The 18,168-nt window shown below is 35.0% G+C and carries 14 protein-coding genes, 3 tRNA genes and 1 pseudogene; 4 read left to right on the top strand and 14 right to left on the bottom strand.

The genetic code is table 11. The annotated features are described in order from the left end of the window. The 3 genes and pseudogenes from NFR44_RS09165 to NFR44_RS09155 form a co-directional block, all read right to left on the bottom strand. Positions 1 to 296 (bottom strand): annotated as a pseudogene (locus NFR44_RS09165) (hypothetical protein); the annotation flags it as partial. Positions 297 to 360: 64 nt separating this feature from the next. Continuing rightward, entirely contained in the window at positions 361 to 2,106 is a 1,746-nt protein-coding gene (locus tag NFR44_RS09160; protein ID WP_251444188.1) for a DUF4127 family protein, read from the bottom strand. 203 nt (positions 2,107 to 2,309) lie between these two features. Beyond that, on the bottom strand, positions 2,310 to 2,936 hold the full coding sequence (locus NFR44_RS09155) for a trimeric intracellular cation channel family protein (RefSeq protein WP_251444185.1): 627 nt from the start codon (positions 2,934 to 2,936) through the stop codon (positions 2,310 to 2,312). 298 nt (positions 2,937 to 3,234) lie between these two features. On the opposite strand from NFR44_RS09155, the gene NFR44_RS09150 reads away from it, so the two are divergent. Further along, positions 3,235 to 4,665, top strand: a complete 1,431-nt coding sequence (locus tag NFR44_RS09150; RefSeq protein ID WP_251444182.1) for an alanine/glycine:cation symporter family protein — start codon at positions 3,235 to 3,237, stop codon at positions 4,663 to 4,665. Positions 4,666 to 4,755: 90 nt separating this feature from the next. Here the strand turns inward: NFR44_RS09150 and NFR44_RS09145 are convergent. The 7 genes from NFR44_RS09145 to cas9 form a co-directional block, all read right to left on the bottom strand. Further along, a tRNA-Leu gene (locus tag NFR44_RS09145) sits at positions 4,756 to 4,841 on the bottom strand. A 19-nt stretch (positions 4,842 to 4,860) separates the two neighbouring features. Then, a tRNA-Phe gene (locus tag NFR44_RS09140) sits at positions 4,861 to 4,936 on the bottom strand. Between the two features lie 31 nt (positions 4,937 to 4,967). Then, a tRNA-Asp gene (locus tag NFR44_RS09135) sits at positions 4,968 to 5,043 on the bottom strand. A gap of 497 nt (positions 5,044 to 5,540) precedes the next feature. Then, positions 5,541 to 6,215: a type II-A CRISPR-associated protein Csn2 gene (csn2, locus tag NFR44_RS09130; RefSeq protein ID WP_251444179.1), complete on the bottom strand. Its 675-nt coding sequence runs from the start codon at positions 6,213 to 6,215 to the stop codon at positions 5,541 to 5,543. Next, positions 6,212 to 6,508 carry a CRISPR-associated endonuclease Cas2 gene (cas2, locus tag NFR44_RS09125; protein ID WP_277612552.1) on the bottom strand — a complete coding sequence of 99 codons (297 nt, stop codon included), beginning with the start codon at positions 6,506 to 6,508 and terminating at the stop codon, positions 6,212 to 6,214. Before cas2 ends, csn2 begins: the two co-directional genes overlap by 4 nt. 13 nt (positions 6,509 to 6,521) lie before the next feature. Continuing rightward, entirely contained in the window at positions 6,522 to 7,397 is an 876-nt protein-coding gene (gene cas1, locus NFR44_RS09120) for a type II CRISPR-associated endonuclease Cas1 (protein WP_251444176.1), read from the bottom strand. 31 nt (positions 7,398 to 7,428) lie between these two features. Beyond that, positions 7,429 to 11,460: a type II CRISPR RNA-guided endonuclease Cas9 gene (gene cas9, locus NFR44_RS09115; protein ID WP_251444173.1), complete on the bottom strand. Its 4,032-nt coding sequence runs from the start codon at positions 11,458 to 11,460 to the stop codon at positions 7,429 to 7,431. 510 nt (positions 11,461 to 11,970) lie between these two features. Here cas9 and NFR44_RS09110 point away from each other — a divergent pair. Next, on the top strand, positions 11,971 to 12,399 hold the full coding sequence (locus NFR44_RS09110; protein WP_251444171.1) for a PPC domain-containing DNA-binding protein: 429 nt from the start codon (positions 11,971 to 11,973) through the stop codon (positions 12,397 to 12,399). 91 nt (positions 12,400 to 12,490) lie between these two features. Here the strand turns inward: NFR44_RS09110 and NFR44_RS09105 are convergent, their stop codons facing one another. Together NFR44_RS09105 and NFR44_RS09100 are read right to left on the bottom strand one after the other, a co-directional pair. Further along, a complete protein-coding gene (locus tag NFR44_RS09105) occupies positions 12,491 to 13,357 on the bottom strand; it encodes a hypothetical protein (protein WP_251444168.1) in 867 nt (288 codons plus the stop codon). A 10-nt stretch (positions 13,358 to 13,367) separates the two neighbouring features. Next, positions 13,368 to 14,732 carry a cation diffusion facilitator family transporter gene (locus NFR44_RS09100; protein WP_251444164.1) on the bottom strand — a complete coding sequence of 455 codons (1,365 nt, stop codon included), beginning with the start codon at positions 14,730 to 14,732 and terminating at the stop codon, positions 13,368 to 13,370. A 313-nt stretch (positions 14,733 to 15,045) separates the two neighbouring features. On the opposite strand from NFR44_RS09100, the gene NFR44_RS09095 reads away from it, so the two are divergent. Next, positions 15,046 to 15,288 (top strand): hypothetical protein, encoded by a 243-nt coding sequence (locus tag NFR44_RS09095; RefSeq protein WP_251444161.1) that lies wholly within the window; start codon positions 15,046 to 15,048, stop codon positions 15,286 to 15,288. A 120-nt stretch (positions 15,289 to 15,408) separates the two neighbouring features. Here NFR44_RS09095 and NFR44_RS09090 read toward each other — a convergent pair whose 3' ends face one another. Continuing rightward, positions 15,409 to 16,329 (bottom strand): hypothetical protein, encoded by a 921-nt coding sequence (locus tag NFR44_RS09090; protein ID WP_308795489.1) that lies wholly within the window; start codon positions 16,327 to 16,329, stop codon positions 15,409 to 15,411. Positions 16,330 to 16,466: 137 nt separating this feature from the next. Further along, positions 16,467 to 17,228, bottom strand: a complete 762-nt coding sequence (locus NFR44_RS09085) for a helix-turn-helix domain-containing protein (protein ID WP_251444155.1) — start codon at positions 17,226 to 17,228, stop codon at positions 16,467 to 16,469. Between the two features lie 303 nt (positions 17,229 to 17,531). Between NFR44_RS09085 and NFR44_RS09080 the strand changes: the two genes are divergently transcribed. After that, positions 17,532 to 18,155 (top strand): site-2 protease family protein, encoded by a 624-nt coding sequence (locus tag NFR44_RS09080; protein WP_251444152.1) that lies wholly within the window; start codon positions 17,532 to 17,534, stop codon positions 18,153 to 18,155. Positions 18,156 to 18,168: the final 13 nt, after the last annotated feature.

Below are 18,168 nucleotides of genomic sequence, written 5' to 3'. Positions count from 1 at the left end.
ATTGTGTGAGACATTTCATATCGAAATTCCAAATGAGTATAGATAACTGCAAATAACAGTTTGTAGGGGAGTTCTGATACTCCCCTACAAAAATGGCTATTTATCAACTGTTTGTTGTGACATAGCCAAAAGAAAAAAGCCGGCACTGTAAACCGAGACAATATCTCGAGCAACCCTATGAGCTGTGTATTTGCCTGGGGATTACTTAATGCAAAGGAGCCCACATGAATCCCAATAACGCCTAACATACAAAGCCCGCGCATATACGTAATTTCAGGTAAAAACGACTGTTTCAAAACAGTTCTCCTCTCTAACAAAAACAGGACGAAGGACTAAGCCCTCCGTCCCGTATACATCTGTCTATTCTTTCGTTACTGGTACTGGTGTGGACATAGCGCCACTAGTATCAGTCGTCGGTGCCACCGCACCATTAGCTGCTGCTTTAGCTTTTGCCTCTGCTTCAGCCTTAGCTTTTGCTTCTGCTTCTGCTTTAGCCCGTGCTTCTGCTTCTCGCTGTAAACGCAATTCTTTTTGTAATGGAGCTACTGGTTGATCATATACAGTAATATCCGTTTCGAATAAACGGCCCCAAGGGAATCGAGCAGATACTGTCCGAGGATCGATTTTTAAATATTTTTCAGCAAAATCTTGCACTCGTTCACCCATATAGGCTTCTAGTTTCTCATTTAACGTACCAGTATAGCGCACATTATCCGTACGAATGGAATCTTGCATACGATAAATATCCTTACGAATATTCGCCTGATATGCCCAGTTATCCAAATATTGTTGTGTCAACATATTGCGCTTTTCTTGTTCTGGCATAACTTTGCCTAAAACACCTTGCGCAATAGCATAACCAACCGTATTACTTGCCGTATTCCAACCATTATAAGATTCTACTTTATATAACAAATCACGTTTATAAAGGCCATATACAAAGGTATTATCAGCGCCATTGGAGTAAGAAATATCAGCTACACTCACTGGCACCTGTTGATTAATAGCCGTTTCAATTTTATCTAAAAAGGCATTTGTACTAGCTGAAATCATTGGGAAGTTTTCAAATGCTTCTGATTCCCCAGTTACCTTGCCTAATGGTGTATTCACAGCCAATAAAATATCTGGTTTACCATTGGTTGTCATGGTACCGCCTACAGCTTCAATATGTTCTGCAATCGTTTTAGCCACCGACTGATCTTCATAGTGAGGTACCGTTTCACCAGCACCACCTAATGGATAAATCATTTCAAAAGATGGTTTTAAATTATTGCGGTCCACATGAGCCCGAGCAATGAGCAATAAACCTAATTGGTCTGCCCCAGGGAAGCTACCATATTGATCAACTTTAAGACCTTTACTATATAATTTCAAGTAACGACTTTCCAAAGCGGATTGGGATAACGTGCTTGTATCATCATGACCAAGAGCGAAATATTTGAAAACACCTTTACGTGTTTCATCAATTAACGCCCGATTTACAGTCATATTCTTTTGACGACGATTAAACCAATCTTGTAAATATTCAATAGGCACAGTAGCTTGTAATTGCACTAAACTAGCTTGTTCTTCTTGGCTTAAATTACCTGCGTCTAATTTATCTTGTAAGGCCGCAATTTGGAAAATTGTTGGGCCATATTCATCATAATACGAAGGCTCTACACCGCCACCACTAGCACGAGGTGAACGCATGACAGTACCGAACGCATAAATTGGTACATTTGGATATTTAGCATGCAAACTGCCAATCTGCTTAGTCCGATTTAATAACATATTTAAAGATAAATTATGTTTACGAGAGTCAACCAAACCGCCATAAATCAAGGTGTCAGTGCTCAATACCATTACATCAGCACGAGCTGCATTTTCATCAACCCATTGCCAAATTTTATCCGCTTCACCATGATAATTTTTACCAGATACTAAATAATCTGGCGGTGTAATTACTGTATAGCCAGCACCTTCAGCAGTATCAACAGTATAAGACAAACTAACTGGCCGGTTATCTTGTGGCACAAATAAAATCGTTGCCGCCGATACTTGCGATGTTCCCCATAACACAGCCGCTGCCAAAGCGCCTGCAAACCAGGAAAATCGTTTACCCAATATACTCAACTCCTTCTTAATTCACTTGCTAACAAACCTGTCTAGCAATACCATCTCCGCACTTATCCCGATGAATAAGTGAAACTATCTAATTTTCATTGAAAATCTCTCTGAAACGACTGTTTATAAGTCTTTTTTAATCTTATATATTATACCATAGGAACATATATAATAAAACTAAAATCCACACTAACAGCCTACTCCTACCGAATGCGTGGCAAACTCCAACTATAGCGTAATGCTAGAGTACGAATAACCACAACAATAATAAATGCACTATACGACGCCATCTGCCATTGCCCGGCATGATAAAACGCATAGTACACAATCCCTCCAATAATAGCGGGTAACGCATAAACCTCTTCCCGCAATACTGACGGTACACGCTGTGCTAAGACATCGCGAATAACCCCGCCACCAACAGCAGTCAAAAGCCCCAAGATAACTGCAAGAACTGGCATTTCAGGATAGTTATATACCCCTATCCCTGCCCCAGTTACAGTAAAAGAGGCAAGACCGAGCGTGTCAGCACCCAGATACATGCGACGCACCCACCGTGTGCCAATATAATGAGCTCGCCGTACGCGATAAATAAAAAAGACCCCAAATGTAACCGCCATTACAATAAACACATAGGTAAACGTACGCAGTGAATTGGGCGGAATATTACCAACAATCAAATCACGCATAATACCGCCACCAATAGCAGTGGCCAAAGCCAACACGAGCATACCAAAAATATCCATTCGCCGACCAATCCCCACAAGAGTCCCTGAAATGGCAAAGGCAATCGTGCCAATAATATCAAACGTAAACCATAGTAATTCCAAGATGAATTCTCCTTTAGTAAAACCCACCACTAATCTATAATGTTTAAATCCCCCAATAATAAATATCTCTCATTCTTAAAGCTACCTCATATTATATCATACACTGACTCCTTTAAAATAACTGGTTTAATTTAGTACATACTTAATTCTAAATAGTAATATATGCCTTGTCTCTTTTAAATAAACATTTGTATTTACAAAAGAGACTTTTAATGATAATATAATTTTCATATTCTGTTTATTTTTCAATAGCGTCAGCTCATAAACTGAGAATACGTATAAGAAGAGAGGGATTGCGATGGAACATTTTATTGTAGTATTAGAAACTATTGTTACAGCAATTAATGATGTACTTTGGGGATACATACTTATGTATGCTTTGGTAGGAATTGGCATTTTCTTTACTATTTATCTAGGGGCTCCACAATTTATTCGCTTCGGTCCTGCCTGTCGTCAAGTCTTTGGTCGCCTTTATAAAGGTCATAAACCTGAAGGCAGTAACAATGAAAAATCGATATCTTCATTTCAAGCACTTGCTGTGGCAATCTCCGCTCAAGTCGGAACCGGAAATGTAGCTGGTGTTGCTACTGCTATTATGGCTGGTGGACCAGGCGCAATCTTCTGGATGTGGTTAAGCGCTATGTTTGGTATGGCTACCATTTTTTCAGAAGCAATATTAGCGCAACATTATCGAGAGGATATTAAAGGCCAATTTATCGGTGGCCCTGCCTTCTACATTTCAAAAGGTCTTAAAAATATTATAGGCTCTAATTCCGCTAACTTTCTCGCGTACTTTTTTTCTATCGCCATTATTATTGCGTTAGGTTTTATTGGTTGCATGGTGCAATCCAATTCCATCGCCTCCTCTGTAAATAGTGCTTTTGGCTTTGAACCTATTTATATTGGCATCTCAATCGCCCTATTAGCTGGTTTAATTTTTATTGGTGGAATACAGCGCATTGCCACCTTTGCCCAATTAGTCGTACCTTTTATGGCGCTTTTATATATTTTATGCGCTATTGCTATTTTATTTAAATTCTCTAATCATATTATGCCTACCTTACAATATATTTTTGAAGGAGCTTTCAACCCATCTGCTATTGGCGGTGGCGCTTTAGGTATAACAATGAAAGAAGCCATTCGTTTTGGTGTCGCTCGTGGCTTATTCTCCAATGAAGCTGGTATGGGCTCTACCCCACATGCTCACGCTACAGCATTAGTATTACATCCCGTATTACAAGGTTTTGTAGCTTTCTTTGGCGTATTCTTTGATACCATTATCATTTGTACAGCTACCGCATTAATTATTCTTTTAACTGGTAGTCATGAACTAGGTCTATCTGGTGCACTTATTACCCAACAAGCCTTTGCTACCGCCTTTGGTGATATTGGACCTGCTATTATCGCTATTTGCTTAACATTCTTCGCCTTTACTACCGTAGTTGGTTGGTACTATTTCGGTGAGTCCAATATTCGATTCTTATTCAAACAAAAAAATATAGCAATTCATATCTATCGTATTATTGTATTAGTATTCATTGTATTAGGTTCTGCTGGTAAAGTAGACTTTGTGTGGAATTTAAGTGATATGTTTAACGGTATTATGGTAATTCCAAACTTAATTGCCTTAATTTTACTACGTAAAGAAATTAAAAGTATCCTTAAACATTACGACGAAAGCCGCCAAGATGGACCACCTTCTTATGAATATCCTGAAGTAAATCAATAGATGGGAAATTCATCAATATTAACAAAATCATATTGTTATCTATAGTCAAAAAGCGCCCTGTGAAAACTCACAAGGCGCTTATTTACTGTATGGTGCGGTTGATGGGACTTGAACCCATACGAGCGTACGCTCACCACCCCCTCAAGATGGCGTGTCTGCCATTCCACCACAACCGCATAGAATTTTTATTCTTAATGGTGCCTCAGGACAGAATCGAACTGTCGACACAAGGATTTTCAGTCCTTTGCTCTACCGACTGAGCTACCGAGGCAAATGAGGAAAAACTTTTGTAAATAAAAAAATGGCGACCCCGATCAGATTTGAACTGACGATCTTCGCCGTGACAGGGCGACATGTTAACCGCTACACCACGGGGCCGCAATACCGTTATTCCAGGTACTTTCATATAGTATCATGATTTTATTTTTTGCGCAAGAGGGAAAATGAATTTTCTTACATTTTTTTGAGGGAATATGTAAGATGAGGATTAGACCGTAATATAAAATTACACTACTCTCAAACTAGTTTCAAAAGGTGGCGACTGTGCAGGAAGTTTTAAACCAAACTAGTATTACACTACTCTCAAACAGATATGACAAAACGAATCGCTACTGGCGAGTTTTAGACCACACTAGTATTACACTACTCTCAAACTAAGTTTTAACTCTGCTCATTGATTATCTAAGTTTTAGACCACACTAGTATTACACTACTCTCAAACATGTCAACTGATTTACTTTCGCTTGCCTTAGTTTTAGACCACACTAGTATTACACTACTCTCAAACCCCAAATTGCATATTTACAAAATTTTATGAATTTAAAGTTCAAGAGAATTTTCCGGTTACGAGCCAAGTGCCATACTAGTGTTTCAATCTAAAATACACATAAATCTTTATCTAAAGTATAAATTATTTCCTTATTTCTTACAACTGATATATCATCTTTACATACTCGTTCTATACATAGTACTGGAATTTTTTTACAAAGCATTGTTTCAAAAAATAAAGTTATTTCCCCATCATCCATATATGAACGGGGGTTCAACAAAACCATCAATTTAGGATTTAGTAACTCTATAACTACATCAATAAAATTAGCCACTTTACCAATATCATCAAACTCATCATCTCTAATTAGAAAATTGCCTAGCTTAACAATATCTTGTACTGCAATTAATTCATTGTGAAAAACATCAATAGAAAGACTGCTTTCTAACGATAATAAAAGCTGTTGTATTTTTTGATTAATCTCATACAATAGCTCAACCTCTTCTGTAGCAATTCCAGACAATCTTTGATGTAATTTAGATAGTAAAGTCTTATTATTAATATCTAATTTAAAGAAATCACTAATAAAATACACATCCTTTTTTATATCCAGTATTTTATTAGCTACTGATAGTACCCATTCACTTTCTTCTCCACCACTAGCTTGAAAAAAGTCCTTTACTAACTTTCTAAAGACACTCCTTTCTTCAACTATTAAAGTCGTAATTATTTCATCAGATAAATCAAGTTCTAAATCCAATGTTAAATAAGTTAGTTTCATAATACTAATAGCCGATCTGTAGACGTTACAACTTCAGTTGCTACTTCACCAACCAGCGTCTCCATTTTTGCAAATTGTTTTTCTGTAATCACAAGCATTTGTACTAACCCTTCAGGTGGCTTCTGACATCTAACATACGCCATAACCTTATTAGCTTCTGTTTGATTCAGCACCAACTTAGCATATATTGATTCTTGCATCATATAAAATCCTGTGGATAGTAAAAATTTTCTAAAAACTCTATATGATTTACGATTAGCTGAAGATTCCACAGGTAGATCAAACATAACCATTACTCTCATAAATCTATAACTCATACTCCACAAACCTTATTAGTCTAATATCATTTTCTTTAAGTGCATCAAATATACTTTTACAATAAATCTTAATAGCCGCACTTAAATACTGATTAGTTCCCTCGATTTTTACTTCTGAATTTAATAAATCAATTAACTCTAATCGCTCCTTCCTTGTAAAGTGTGTATGATTTATTCCCACTACATATCTATCGACTATTCCTCGTAATGGCTCAATAACATCACAACTTAAATTAAAAGGATTAAATTGATTACAATGATTTAGACCTAATTGAGTTAAGTATCCCATAGCTACAATTTCCCGATTAATGGCAGATAATAAAATAGAGTATCCATAATCAAGAGCAGCATTTATGTTATTATCATCATCACGAGTAAAAAGTTTACCAAATAAAGAGTTAAAATAAACTTTTGCTGCATGCCCTTCACGTTGCGATTCATCATTAAATCGTAGATCATCTACATATGAATCAAGTAGACTATATTCCAACTTATTCATCGATTTAAGTAACCTTGCTTGATTCCTAATTTTTTGCTTAACTAATGCAGTCCAAACAGACTGCTTAATATCCTCCGCCCATTCAATTTGTTCTCTACATCGCTTACTTGTATTGTGACTGCCATATAAAGAAACTACTTCACTAGTAGGGTTAAATTTTTCATCACAAAAAATGATTTTTACTTTTGCTTTTATTAATTGATTAAGCAAGGCGGCGGTTAAACTAACCGCCGTTGATGCTATTACTAAAACCTGAATCTCATTGATATATACTCTATTACAACCACATTCCTTACGAACAACCATATAATTCATTTTAAAATCTAATTTTGCCCGATTATCTACTACAACTACACGCCAGCCCATAGAATCAGCCTTTCTATCACTCCCATAACTATCAGATAATCTTTATTTCCTTACTATATAAACCAGTAATAGATTTTGTAACTATAGAAAACTCTTGTAACTTAGTAATATTCATATTAATAGTACATCTAGAAGCAGATAAACCTATCATTTTTATATCAAATGTTGTTTTTTGATGCGTTAATAAATTTAACAATTCAAACAATATATAACACTGTTTTCTCAAATCTATTTTTTTGAATGCATTAAGTGTTTCTAACTTAGATAGTTCATCCTTTTTATTCATTTTCATAGTCGAAAAAGCTTTTTTGCCCATTTTCTCTATTAAAGAATTATATATTTCAATGTTATTTTCCTCATTGATATATTCTAAATTAGGCTCATATTTATTATCATTCTGTACTCTATTCAAATAAGTTTCTATAACCTTTAGTTTTTTTACTATCTCCGCATTAAGAACAAGCGACGTTGCTGAATTTATATAAACTTTATTATTAGTCTTACCACCTATATAATATAAAAAACCATTAATCTTAACTAACGAGTCTATACATAGTTTTCTATAAACTAACCTAACTACATCATATTTATTACTATCGATTACACTACTTGCATAGGCAATATAATCATCAACACTTTTTAGTTGATTAATCTTAAGTATAGGCATTGCTAATAATTGAAATTCATGTTCTTTATTCTTTTTATTATATAGTTCAAAAATACTATAATAAGCGATCTTAATACTTGTGAATCCTCCATATTTTTTTACATCAGCCAACACTGAATTATTTCTTTTAAGTGGTTCATAACTATTTATTTTAGCAACACTAGCTTTATATATGGTAGCATCATACAAAGCCCCTTTTTGCTCAATTAATTTTTTTGTCACTTGCACATCATTGTTGGCCATCATTTTCTTTACTACTGGATAGCTATTATCTGGATTCCAAATTACACGTTGTCCCACTTTAAGCAGAAAATCAAACATTTTACTCAAATTATATGGCCGTTTTTTCTCTGCTCTAGCTTTTTTGATAAAATTACGAGGGTTATTAGTAAATTTCTCATGATAAACATTACCTACTACAATGTTTAAATAAGCATCTTTAGCATGATGGTGTGCATTCAAACTACGCAATTTAACAAATTCATTTTTTTGCCGGAAATCTGAAACATTTTCAGCTTTTACATAACAAATTGTTGTATCTGGGTACAACCTCTTTAATAAATTAGTAACTGCTTTAACTGCTTGGTTGGTTTCTACTAATTGTCTACTCACAAAGTCAGCTAACTCATCAGCAGTCAATGGAGTTGTGCGGATTAACCGTTCATACTTTTTCTCACTAATTAAGTTGTATTTTAATAAGCGGTTCCACAATCCCTCACACTTTTTCTGTGTTTCGATTTCAATAGGATAATTATCCGTCTTTTCACGATTTAGTATAGATTTAACTAGCACTAAATTGTCCCAACTATTATCTTTTGTAACACTTTGAGGATAGATATGGTCTATATCATATTTAGATGTAAATAGATCACCTAAATCAATAGGCTCTCCCGAATACATACAACGTCCCTGTTGCGTATAATATAAATATAATTTTTTAGATTGAAATTTTCCGGCTTCAGTTTCTTTGATTTCCTTAGACCAATTACGAGCTTCATCTTTAATATTTTTATAAAGATATAATAATTTAGCCTGTCTAGAGTTTGTTCGTTTCTTCTCCGCACGATTTGTTCGAGCTACTTCAACAAAAATTTTCTTTGGTATCCCTCTGCGGAGTTGTGTAATTTCCTCTAAAATCCGTAAAGTTTGCCACACGGAACGTTTTACTGCTGGTGATATATATAATTCATCAACTAAATCATAACTCCCCCGTTCAACCACTTCAGTGCGCTTAGCATTAAATTCCTCAATAGCTGCTAAATACGAATTATGAGAACTCAATACTTCCATTAAAGTCAGTGACTGTGTTTCCATACAAGTCAAAATATTGCATTCTGGGCCATCTCCAGCTACACCGACAATTTTCTTCAAAAATGCTTCTGACAACCGTCCCCATTCTTTATACTTTAATTTTTGTATTTGTTTTACTTGTACTTCACTGATTGTATCCTTAAACTCTTTTTTCAATACATCAGCTAGTATTTTTTTTGCATCACCAAATAATGTAACATAGCGAATAATTCGTTCAGCTAATTGCTCATCAAAGCCTTCACCTAAAATTCTCACCATATCTCTATATGACTTCAAATCACTCTTTATGTCAATGTCCAAACCTGTTAATTCCCCTGTACCATCAGTGAAACCTTTCAACTTCAAAAAGCTCTTAATTGCTTTTTCCGTCATTTTTTTATGTTCTGCTTGAAAACATTCTGTAATAAACGCCATTTTAACTTCATAGGATAAAGGGTGCCCATTGTATTTTAAATTATTAAGTTCATTGAGTAACATAAATTTAGAATATGCTAATGAATATTTAGGTAATACATCTTCACCAATCAAATACGTGCACTTATTCGTCAAATTTTCTATAAATGCCTGTGCCGACGCATTTATATCCACCTTCTTCTCAAAATCCCACGGATATACTTTGCCGGCTTCTTTACGTACTACCCAAGCAAATCCATTACTGTCTTTATGTGCTGGATTTAATGGTCCTACAAAATAAGGAATTCTAAATGTTAGCAATTTTAAAATTTTCTTAGCTACAGTAAATCCAGATTCATCACAACTATTTAGAAATTCATACTTTTTACTAGCAACTGCTAATATTTGTTCCAATTCTTCTTCATGGATTTGATAATGTATTACTCCATTTTCACGGACACGTAGCAGGGGTAAAAATACATCTAAATCAATTAATTGCAATATTTCACTTTTTAAAATACTCTCCGGCAAAACTTCAAGTACTTTTTTCAAAAATTTATAAAAATCCTCTCTCGAACAATTTTTACCACTTTGGCTCTTACCTATATAAGCTATATAATTAGCACTATCTTTTGTATCATCACGAAAAACACTATTATAAAGGGCTTTTTCACCTTTTAACAACTTTTTCAGCTTTACTAAGTGTTCCTGATGCTCATTAAATACTTCAACCTTAGCTTCTGATAAATACTTCCCATCTGGCTTTATCGTTGATAACAAACGACTATCATACAACGCTTTACAACCATCTAACGCTAAAATACTTTCCCCTAAGATGCTTTCATATTTTTCTCGCTCTTCCCAATAATCTTTCCCAGAAAACTCTACACTTCTTACATCGGCATCCAATTCTTTATATTCAGGTTCATTAAATAATTCATCTAAATTCCCTTTTAATCCTAAGACTAATGATGTGAATGCCTTAGCTTGCTTTTTAAGACCTTTATCAGCTATACTATCACTCACTAATTTTGCAATATCACTACAGGTACGCCCTGTACTAGTCAATAAGTCAACAAATACTTGTTCATCAATTTGATCATGTAAGCGTGAAAACTCCATACAGCTTAATACTTGATGTAAAATATCCATTACACCACCTGAGGTTTTTATCGGTTCACCTTCAAGTAAAAAATTCCCACGATATTTTATAATATGATGAACTGCTAAAAAGAGTAATCGAATATCTTTTGCAGGCTCTTTCATTAATGAACTGCGCAAATGATATATAGTTGGATACTCCTTATGATAAGTTTTATCCGTATAATCTACATCATTAAATAAAAAATACTGTCCATCCGTATTTTTATCCTCGTGATGGTATTGACTTTCATGTAACCGCTGATAAAATGCTGGATCCACTTTATATATTTCTGAAGCAAATAATTCTTCTAAAATTGCAAGCCTATCATTTCGTCTATCTAAACGACGACGCCCTGCTCTATAATTTCTCCGTTCGGCAGCAGTCTGACCTTCTTCAAATAATCGGCTTCCCCACATTCTGTGCCCTTTTGCCCGTAACACCTCATATAATTCATTAGTAACAGCCCATCCTACGGAACTTGTCCCTATGTCTAGGCCTACAAAATAATCTTTTACTTGCTTCAAATCCTCTTTACTAGATACCTTCATAATTTACCTCCTCAGTATGTTTTACCCTATTTCATAATATTAAATCTCTCATCAATAGTTATAAAGTCTATTTCCACAAGAATCTTATAATTTTACAATTGACAAAATAATCAATTACGATTACTATATAGATGTAACTAGTGGATTAGACCACACTAGTATTACACTACGAGTTCAAATAAAGATTTATCTACAATGCCTTCGGGCGGCTCGGTGTGAGCCTTTTATCTGAACTTTACTCGACTCTTATGAGTCGAGTTTTTTTATTAACAAAAAATACGCCTATACTCCAAAAATCCTTAATTATACTTCGATTATACGCTCGTTCACCAGCAAAGCACAAATTGATTTTCTAAATCTACAATTTATTTTTATATTAATCTCACAAATCAAGTCTTAATCATATGTTTTACCCTATAATATGAGTCAGTTATATTTTAATGTTCTAATCATTTTTCAAAATGATATGCATGTTCAATTTATCAAATATACCTAAAAGGAGTCTTAACTATGCAATACAAACGTCTTGGCAATACTCATATTGCGTTCCGATTAAATCCAGGCGAAGAGCTGGTAGAATCTATTGAAAAAATTGCCCGCCAAGAAAACGTGACCACTGCCATGATTCAAGGACTAGGTGCTACCAATGACATTGTTCTTGAAACCTATCGCGCTGCGGAAAAGAAATATTATCATCATCGTTTAACCGGTGATTTTGAAATTACCTCCATTACAGGTACTATCGATTTGCTAAATGATGACCATTATTCCCACCTCCACATTACTATTGCAGATCAAGAAGGTCATTCCCATGGTGGTCATTTAACAAGTGCAATTATTAGCGTTACAGCTGAAATGATACTAACCTTATTGCCTGAAGATATTCATCGTGGCTATGATAAAGAGGCTGACTTAAATTTGTGGCAGTTGGATAAGTAAAATATCAATAATACAAAAACATGCAAATTCATATGTAAATCTAAACACAAAAGCAGCAATCTTGTAGATTGCTGCTTTTCTTTATATAGCTCTATTTATTTGTAGCAACTGTACTTTCTATTTTTTTAGCTAACAGTTCACTTAACCCCTGACAAAGATTAATAAAACTACCTAATTGTTGTTTTTCTTCAACCGTATATAATGCATAATCTTTTAAAAAATTATGTTTTCTCATATAAATGCGCAACATAACAATCTTATTTGCCGTATGATCTAACAACATTCGAGCTTCTTCGACCTGATATCCACACTGTTTCAATGATGTAATATTACCTTGAATATTATCAGCTTGCTTAATTGCTTCAGCTGACACATCTTTATTCTTTTTGTACCACTTAGCAACACCTACTAACAGTGAAATAATACTAATCCCCCAACCAATCGGTCCAAGCATAGATAATATAAAACGACTTCCTATAAAAGAACCACCTGCAGCAATAGAACCAAATCCACCAACTACAACAGACATATTAGCTAATCCTGAACCTGTAGCTGCTAGTAAAGTAGAACCAGCCGATATAGAACCGAATGTCGTTGACATTGCTACAGCCATAGACGGACCTAAACTTACTAGTCCAACACCAACCCCACTCACCATCCCAAACTTAGCTAAACGCTCACCTAATTGATGTTTCGTTAATTTTTCTAGCTGAGCTACTTCTTCTGAAAATGCCTGTGACTTTAATTGAATATCTCCCATTTCTTGTAATAACTTTTTAGGTTTATTTGCTATTGTACTCAGAAACAACTCACATTCTTCAAGAACTTTAACAGCTACTATTTTATGATTATGAAATGTTTCCGCACTTTTTAAAGCATCTGAATAAATTACCGTATAATCTTGTTGTACTTTTTGTAACAGACGAAGGGCTTGCTTCTTTTCACCATAATGAAACATAAGACCCCTCCTAACTCATAAAATCATCCACATCATGCGTTGATTTTACTTGCTGTTCCTCCGCTACTCCTAAACTATCTGAAATTTGACAAGTTGCCTGTAACTGACTATCTAAATTTTCCCTATAATCTTCATGATTATACTCTAAACAACTACAGTCATAATCTACATATCCTGCCTTACAACGACCCCAATCACACTTCGTAAGCGGTTCTACTAATGCCTCAATAGAATCAGTTAGTCTCTTATATTCAGTTGTTAACTCCCGTAACTCTGCAACCTCTGAACTTTCAAAAAATTCTTCAATTCGTTCGGCCACATTATACCGCTCCAGCAAGAAAAAGCCTGTAGTCATCATCATACCAGCGATTAAAGCTCCTAAAAATTCAGTCAATGCATCCCCTACTGGTAACTCTGCCACAATAGAACCTAACGAAGTAATAATCAAACTACCAAAAACCACACTACTACTTACAATAAAACATTTTAGAATAGCATCAGTTCGATCAGCTAATGGAATATCTTCTTTTGAAAAAATAACCTTACTTTTTTCCATCACTACTTTTCGCATCTGAAATAAAGCTTGTAATATTACACGAATCGAATGTCGAAATGAATTAATCAGCATAACAACAATATTAAACCAAGTTCCTTCTAATGCTTCTTCTTTAACATATTTCCAAAATACAGGAAAATTACTTTTGGCATTAGTAAAACCAAATTTAATACCCTGCTCCATTTTACGACTAAACTCTTTTATACTTTTTACGGTTGACCACTCGTTAAAACATTTTTCACGAATGCCAAACCATATTTCAGCTAAAAAGAAACCTACTCCTTGTCGAAGAGCCATTTGAATACCTTTATTCAAAACATTTTTACCAGCACCTACCCAATATTTATGATCTGTAAGATGGGATAAATGAACTTGATTTTTTAAACTCCCCTGATAATTGTTATACGTAGTTTCCATATTATTTAAAATCGAGTCTTGTACTATATCATCCAATGAAAATTCTTCCATTTCTACTTCTTTTATAGTTTCTTTAGCCTTCTCGATTTTCCGCTTAACTTGGTTTGAAAAATTCACTAAATTTTTCTTTGGCAGAATAAATGTTGCCATATTCGTAAACTTATCTTGTATTCCCGTTACAATAGACTCCACATATGACTCTTGTGGCTCTTCTGCCATAACCTCATCCATAACACGCTCATAAGCTTCATTAGAAATTGGAGGTTCTACATCATCATTACTTAAATGACATTCTCGTAAATAATCAAGCCCAAACGTAGTAATCAAACTCTGCAACATAGTTTCTTCATAATTTTTTAATAAGTCTAACCCTGACGGTCTGAATGACATTGCCATATCCATACAACTCACCCCATACATACCTTACAACGCTAACCTTAATAACCCCATAATTAGTTAGTTTTTATCAATTTGTATATATCGACTTAAATTATTTACCTATATTTATTATTTTAAAATCCGCACAAATATATCTTATCTAAATAATACCACATTCTTCATCTTATTTCCATATTTAAACTTTATTTCTTCTTTTGACTATCTGTGACATCTAAAATCTTTCAATAGATACAATTTAAGTATATGTGCCATATATATGCTTTTGTCTCAAAATTCATTTTATTGTATAATATAATCATAAAAAGGAGGTATTTCTATGATTAAAGAAAAATTAGTTGAAATGATTAGTGCTTACTTCAAAGTTGATGAAAGTAAATTCATGTCGGTAGTAAATAATATCGAAGGACTTAATGTTAACAGCATTGAGGATATAAAAAATCTTGATACCGCCCAATTACAAACGCTTCTTGAAAGTCTTAAAGATGCCTATGGTGAATTAAGTGGCAACGAAGATCTAAAAGAAGGGCTTAGCAACTTAGCTGGTAAGTTTTTCAAATAAATAAACTAACAAAAAAGGGTTATCATGCAATATATAGCATGATAACCCTTTTTATATCCCTATTTTATTAACTTTATTTCTATGATTAACACTAACAAAATCCCCAATAACAACAAGCCCTTACTTAAACAATGCTTCCAGATCTACCAAGCCCACTGGTGTCGGTGATACTAAGAAAAGGCTCACTACGGCTAAAATAGTCACGGCAATAGCGGTATACGAGAAGGTCCCTCGACGACTAAACTCATACATCCCTGCAAAGCGCATACCAATCGCAGCGCCTACAGCGGCTACTAAAGCAGGCATAGAGAAAATAAATTCTGTTGCAAAAATTGCCATAATGCCAATGAACGCAGCAACAAAGGTAATAACTGGAATCATCACATCTTGCTTACTCGTAAAATTACGATTTAATGCGCATGCATAAAAAGAGCTATCAAGACCAAACAAACCTAAGAACAAGGTCAAGAAGTTCCAAATTTGTGTCCAAGTCCCCCGAAATGCGTCACGATGTTTAGCTGCATACCAAGCAAAACCAGTAAGCCCTAACATAGCTAACCCCACCAAAATAAAGTAGTACGCTTCTGGTATGTACGCTACAGCAAATACACCAACCAAACACCAAATAGTAGCAATAACTGTACTTACTAACACCTGACTAAGCACAGGCCGTTCTCCCTGTGGCAAGCGTTGATACATATTCATAGCTAATTCAGCAATAAAACACAAAATGAAAAAAGCAATTGATACCGGTGGTGCAATAAAGGCTAATACTAATGATCCCACTATAGGAATCGCTATACGCCAGCCCTTAAATAATACAAGATTTTTAATATTAAGACGAAAATCTTGTGTTTCAGAAGTAAACCCATTATATACAGCAAAGGTTAGCATAAAGGCAACTAACTCTAGTGGTTTCGCGCCCCAATATAACAAAGTAGGAGCCATCACAAAAGACAAGGCAATCCCTGTAAAACGCGAAATAAGAGCCGCTACCAAACCAGCCGTAAAAAACGGCAATAACGCAACAATAATATCCATCATACTCTCCATTCTACACTAATAATATATTATAACGTGCTACTTTCTTGCCTTCTAGTATAACGAATTCAGCCCTTATAATGCAACTTTCCTTTAACTTTGTTTCCATGCCTTTTTAACTTTCTTTCTATGCCCGTTTAACTTTCTTTCCGTGCCCCTTTATAACCACTCCACTGATCAAGGCGCCGCCGCACAGCTGAATAGGAGCAACCTAGTTCTTCAGCAATCTGCAAAGGACTATGCCCCTGCTGATAACGCAAGCAAACATCAAATGTATTGAGTTTTAATTGATTGCCTCGCAAGTGAATCCCCGCCTCTTTTAAGCGTTCAGCTACGGTTGAAGGCTTAAGATTATATAAGCTAGCTAACATTATTGTCGACATATGTCGCTGTGTATAAAGATATACTAACTCTTTCGTATTTACATAAATTCGCTTATTACTATGACGGATAGCAATCCCCGCTTGTCGTAAAGTGGTGAGCACCGTCCACCGTGAAAGCTGTAATCGCCTAGCAATCCACGAAGCACTTTGCCCATTTCTGTAAAAAGCTAGTATCTGTTGTTGTTTACTAGCCGTTGGCTTTATATATGCTACTTGTTTTGATACTAATACACCTAAATCTCGTAAACGCTGGGCCACGGTTGTATGTGAACATTGGTAGCGTCTAGCCAGTTCTTTTACCCCTAGCCCTTCATCCACGTACAGATGGATTAATTCCTTCACAGGCAATAACTTACGTCTTGTCCGAATTGGAATTTCATATTCATGTAAACGTCGTACTACAGTATCCTGACTACAATGTAGCTCTTTAGCAATTGCCCATGTAGATAACTGCTGTTCCGTATATAAACGTTGTAATAAAGGCCGTGGAATGACCACTTGTCGCCCTGTTCCCATAAAACAAAAACCTCCCTTACCGTTTCTAACACTATACATTGAGCTCACTATTCATTATAAGAAGACCTCCCTTTAAAAACAATGTATTCACTCATACCAGTAGTGTGAGTATCATACCATTAGTAAATAATCCACTGACAGTTCATTTTTTGACGCCTTCAACAACTAGTTTCGCCAAAGTAGTTTTATTTTCTATCTAATAAATTAACTCTTTGATGCCATTGACGATATGGCTACCACTTTGCGTATATCGATAATTTACGGTATACTATTACATATACACTTATCAAAAAGGAGATGTTTATGTCTAATTTTAATGTATTGACTATTGTGGCTACCTTACCAGCCATTATTATTGCCATGGCGATGCACGAATATGCACATGCTAAAGTGGCAGATATATTAGGGGATGATACGCCTCGTCGCATGGGGCGTTTAACTATGAATCCCTTAGCCCATCTTGATTTTATCGGCATGTTAATGCTTTTACTTTTACATTTTGGTTGGGCAAAACCCGTAATGATTAATCCTGCAAATTTCAAAAATAAAAAAAGAGACGATATACTCGTTTCAGCAGCAGGGCCATTAGCTAATATTGTAGTCGCCTTTCTCTCTGCCTTTGTTTTATTCTTTATCAATAATCACAATATAGAAATTTCACAAGGCCTTTACACGGTTATCTCCCTAATGGTTATTATTAATATAAACTTCGCTTTATTCAATTTAATTCCTATTCCCCCTTTAGATGGTGCTCATATTGTGTCTAATTTTCTATCCCCTGCTTGGCAAATGAAATACTGGCAGTGGCAGCGCTTTGGTTTCTTAGCCTTAATTCTGCTAGCATATACACCATTTTTAAGCCTTGTACTTATTCCCTTACAACAAGGCATTTTACGTGTATTTAGTCTGATTTTACAGTTTGTATAAAGAGGAGTTTATT

The sequence above is a fragment of the Veillonella intestinalis genome, from assembly GCF_943193155.1.
GTDB lineage: Bacteria > Bacillota > Negativicutes > Veillonellales > Veillonellaceae > Veillonella_A > Veillonella_A intestinalis.
The sequence above is the reverse complement of the archived record's forward strand: the minus strand, read 5'-3'. Positions and strand labels throughout refer to the sequence as shown.

What these genes read in the sequence shown, in the direction of transcription:
- NFR44_RS09150 (WP_251444182.1), top strand. Translation starts at nt 3,235, where the DNA reads ATGGAACATTTTATTGTAGTATTAGAAACTATTGTTACAGCAATTAAT.
- csn2 (WP_251444179.1), bottom strand. Translation starts at nt 6,215, where the DNA reads ATGAAACTAACTTATTTAACATTGGATTTAGAACTTGATTTATCTGAT.
- cas2 (WP_277612552.1), bottom strand. Translation starts at nt 6,508, where the DNA reads ATGGTTATGTTTGATCTACCTGTGGAATCTTCAGCTAATCGTAAATCA.
- cas1 (WP_251444176.1), bottom strand. Translation starts at nt 7,397, where the DNA reads ATGGGCTGGCGTGTAGTTGTAGTAGATAATCGGGCAAAATTAGATTTT.
- cas9 (WP_251444173.1), bottom strand. Translation starts at nt 11,460, where the DNA reads ATGAAGGTATCTAGTAAAGAGGATTTGAAGCAAGTAAAAGATTATTTT.
- NFR44_RS09110 (WP_251444171.1), top strand. Translation starts at nt 11,971, where the DNA reads ATGCAATACAAACGTCTTGGCAATACTCATATTGCGTTCCGATTAAAT.
- NFR44_RS09105 (WP_251444168.1), bottom strand. Translation starts at nt 13,357, where the DNA reads ATGTTTCATTATGGTGAAAAGAAGCAAGCCCTTCGTCTGTTACAAAAA.
- NFR44_RS09100 (WP_251444164.1), bottom strand. Translation starts at nt 14,732, where the DNA reads ATGGATATGGCAATGTCATTCAGACCGTCAGGGTTAGACTTATTAAAA.
- NFR44_RS09095 (WP_251444161.1), top strand. Translation starts at nt 15,046, where the DNA reads ATGATTAAAGAAAAATTAGTTGAAATGATTAGTGCTTACTTCAAAGTT.
- NFR44_RS09090 (WP_308795489.1), bottom strand. Translation starts at nt 16,329, where the DNA reads ATGGATATTATTGTTGCGTTATTGCCGTTTTTTACGGCTGGTTTGGTA.
- NFR44_RS09085 (WP_251444155.1), bottom strand. Translation starts at nt 17,228, where the DNA reads ATGGGAACAGGGCGACAAGTGGTCATTCCACGGCCTTTATTACAACGT.
- NFR44_RS09080 (WP_251444152.1), top strand. Translation starts at nt 17,532, where the DNA reads ATGTCTAATTTTAATGTATTGACTATTGTGGCTACCTTACCAGCCATT.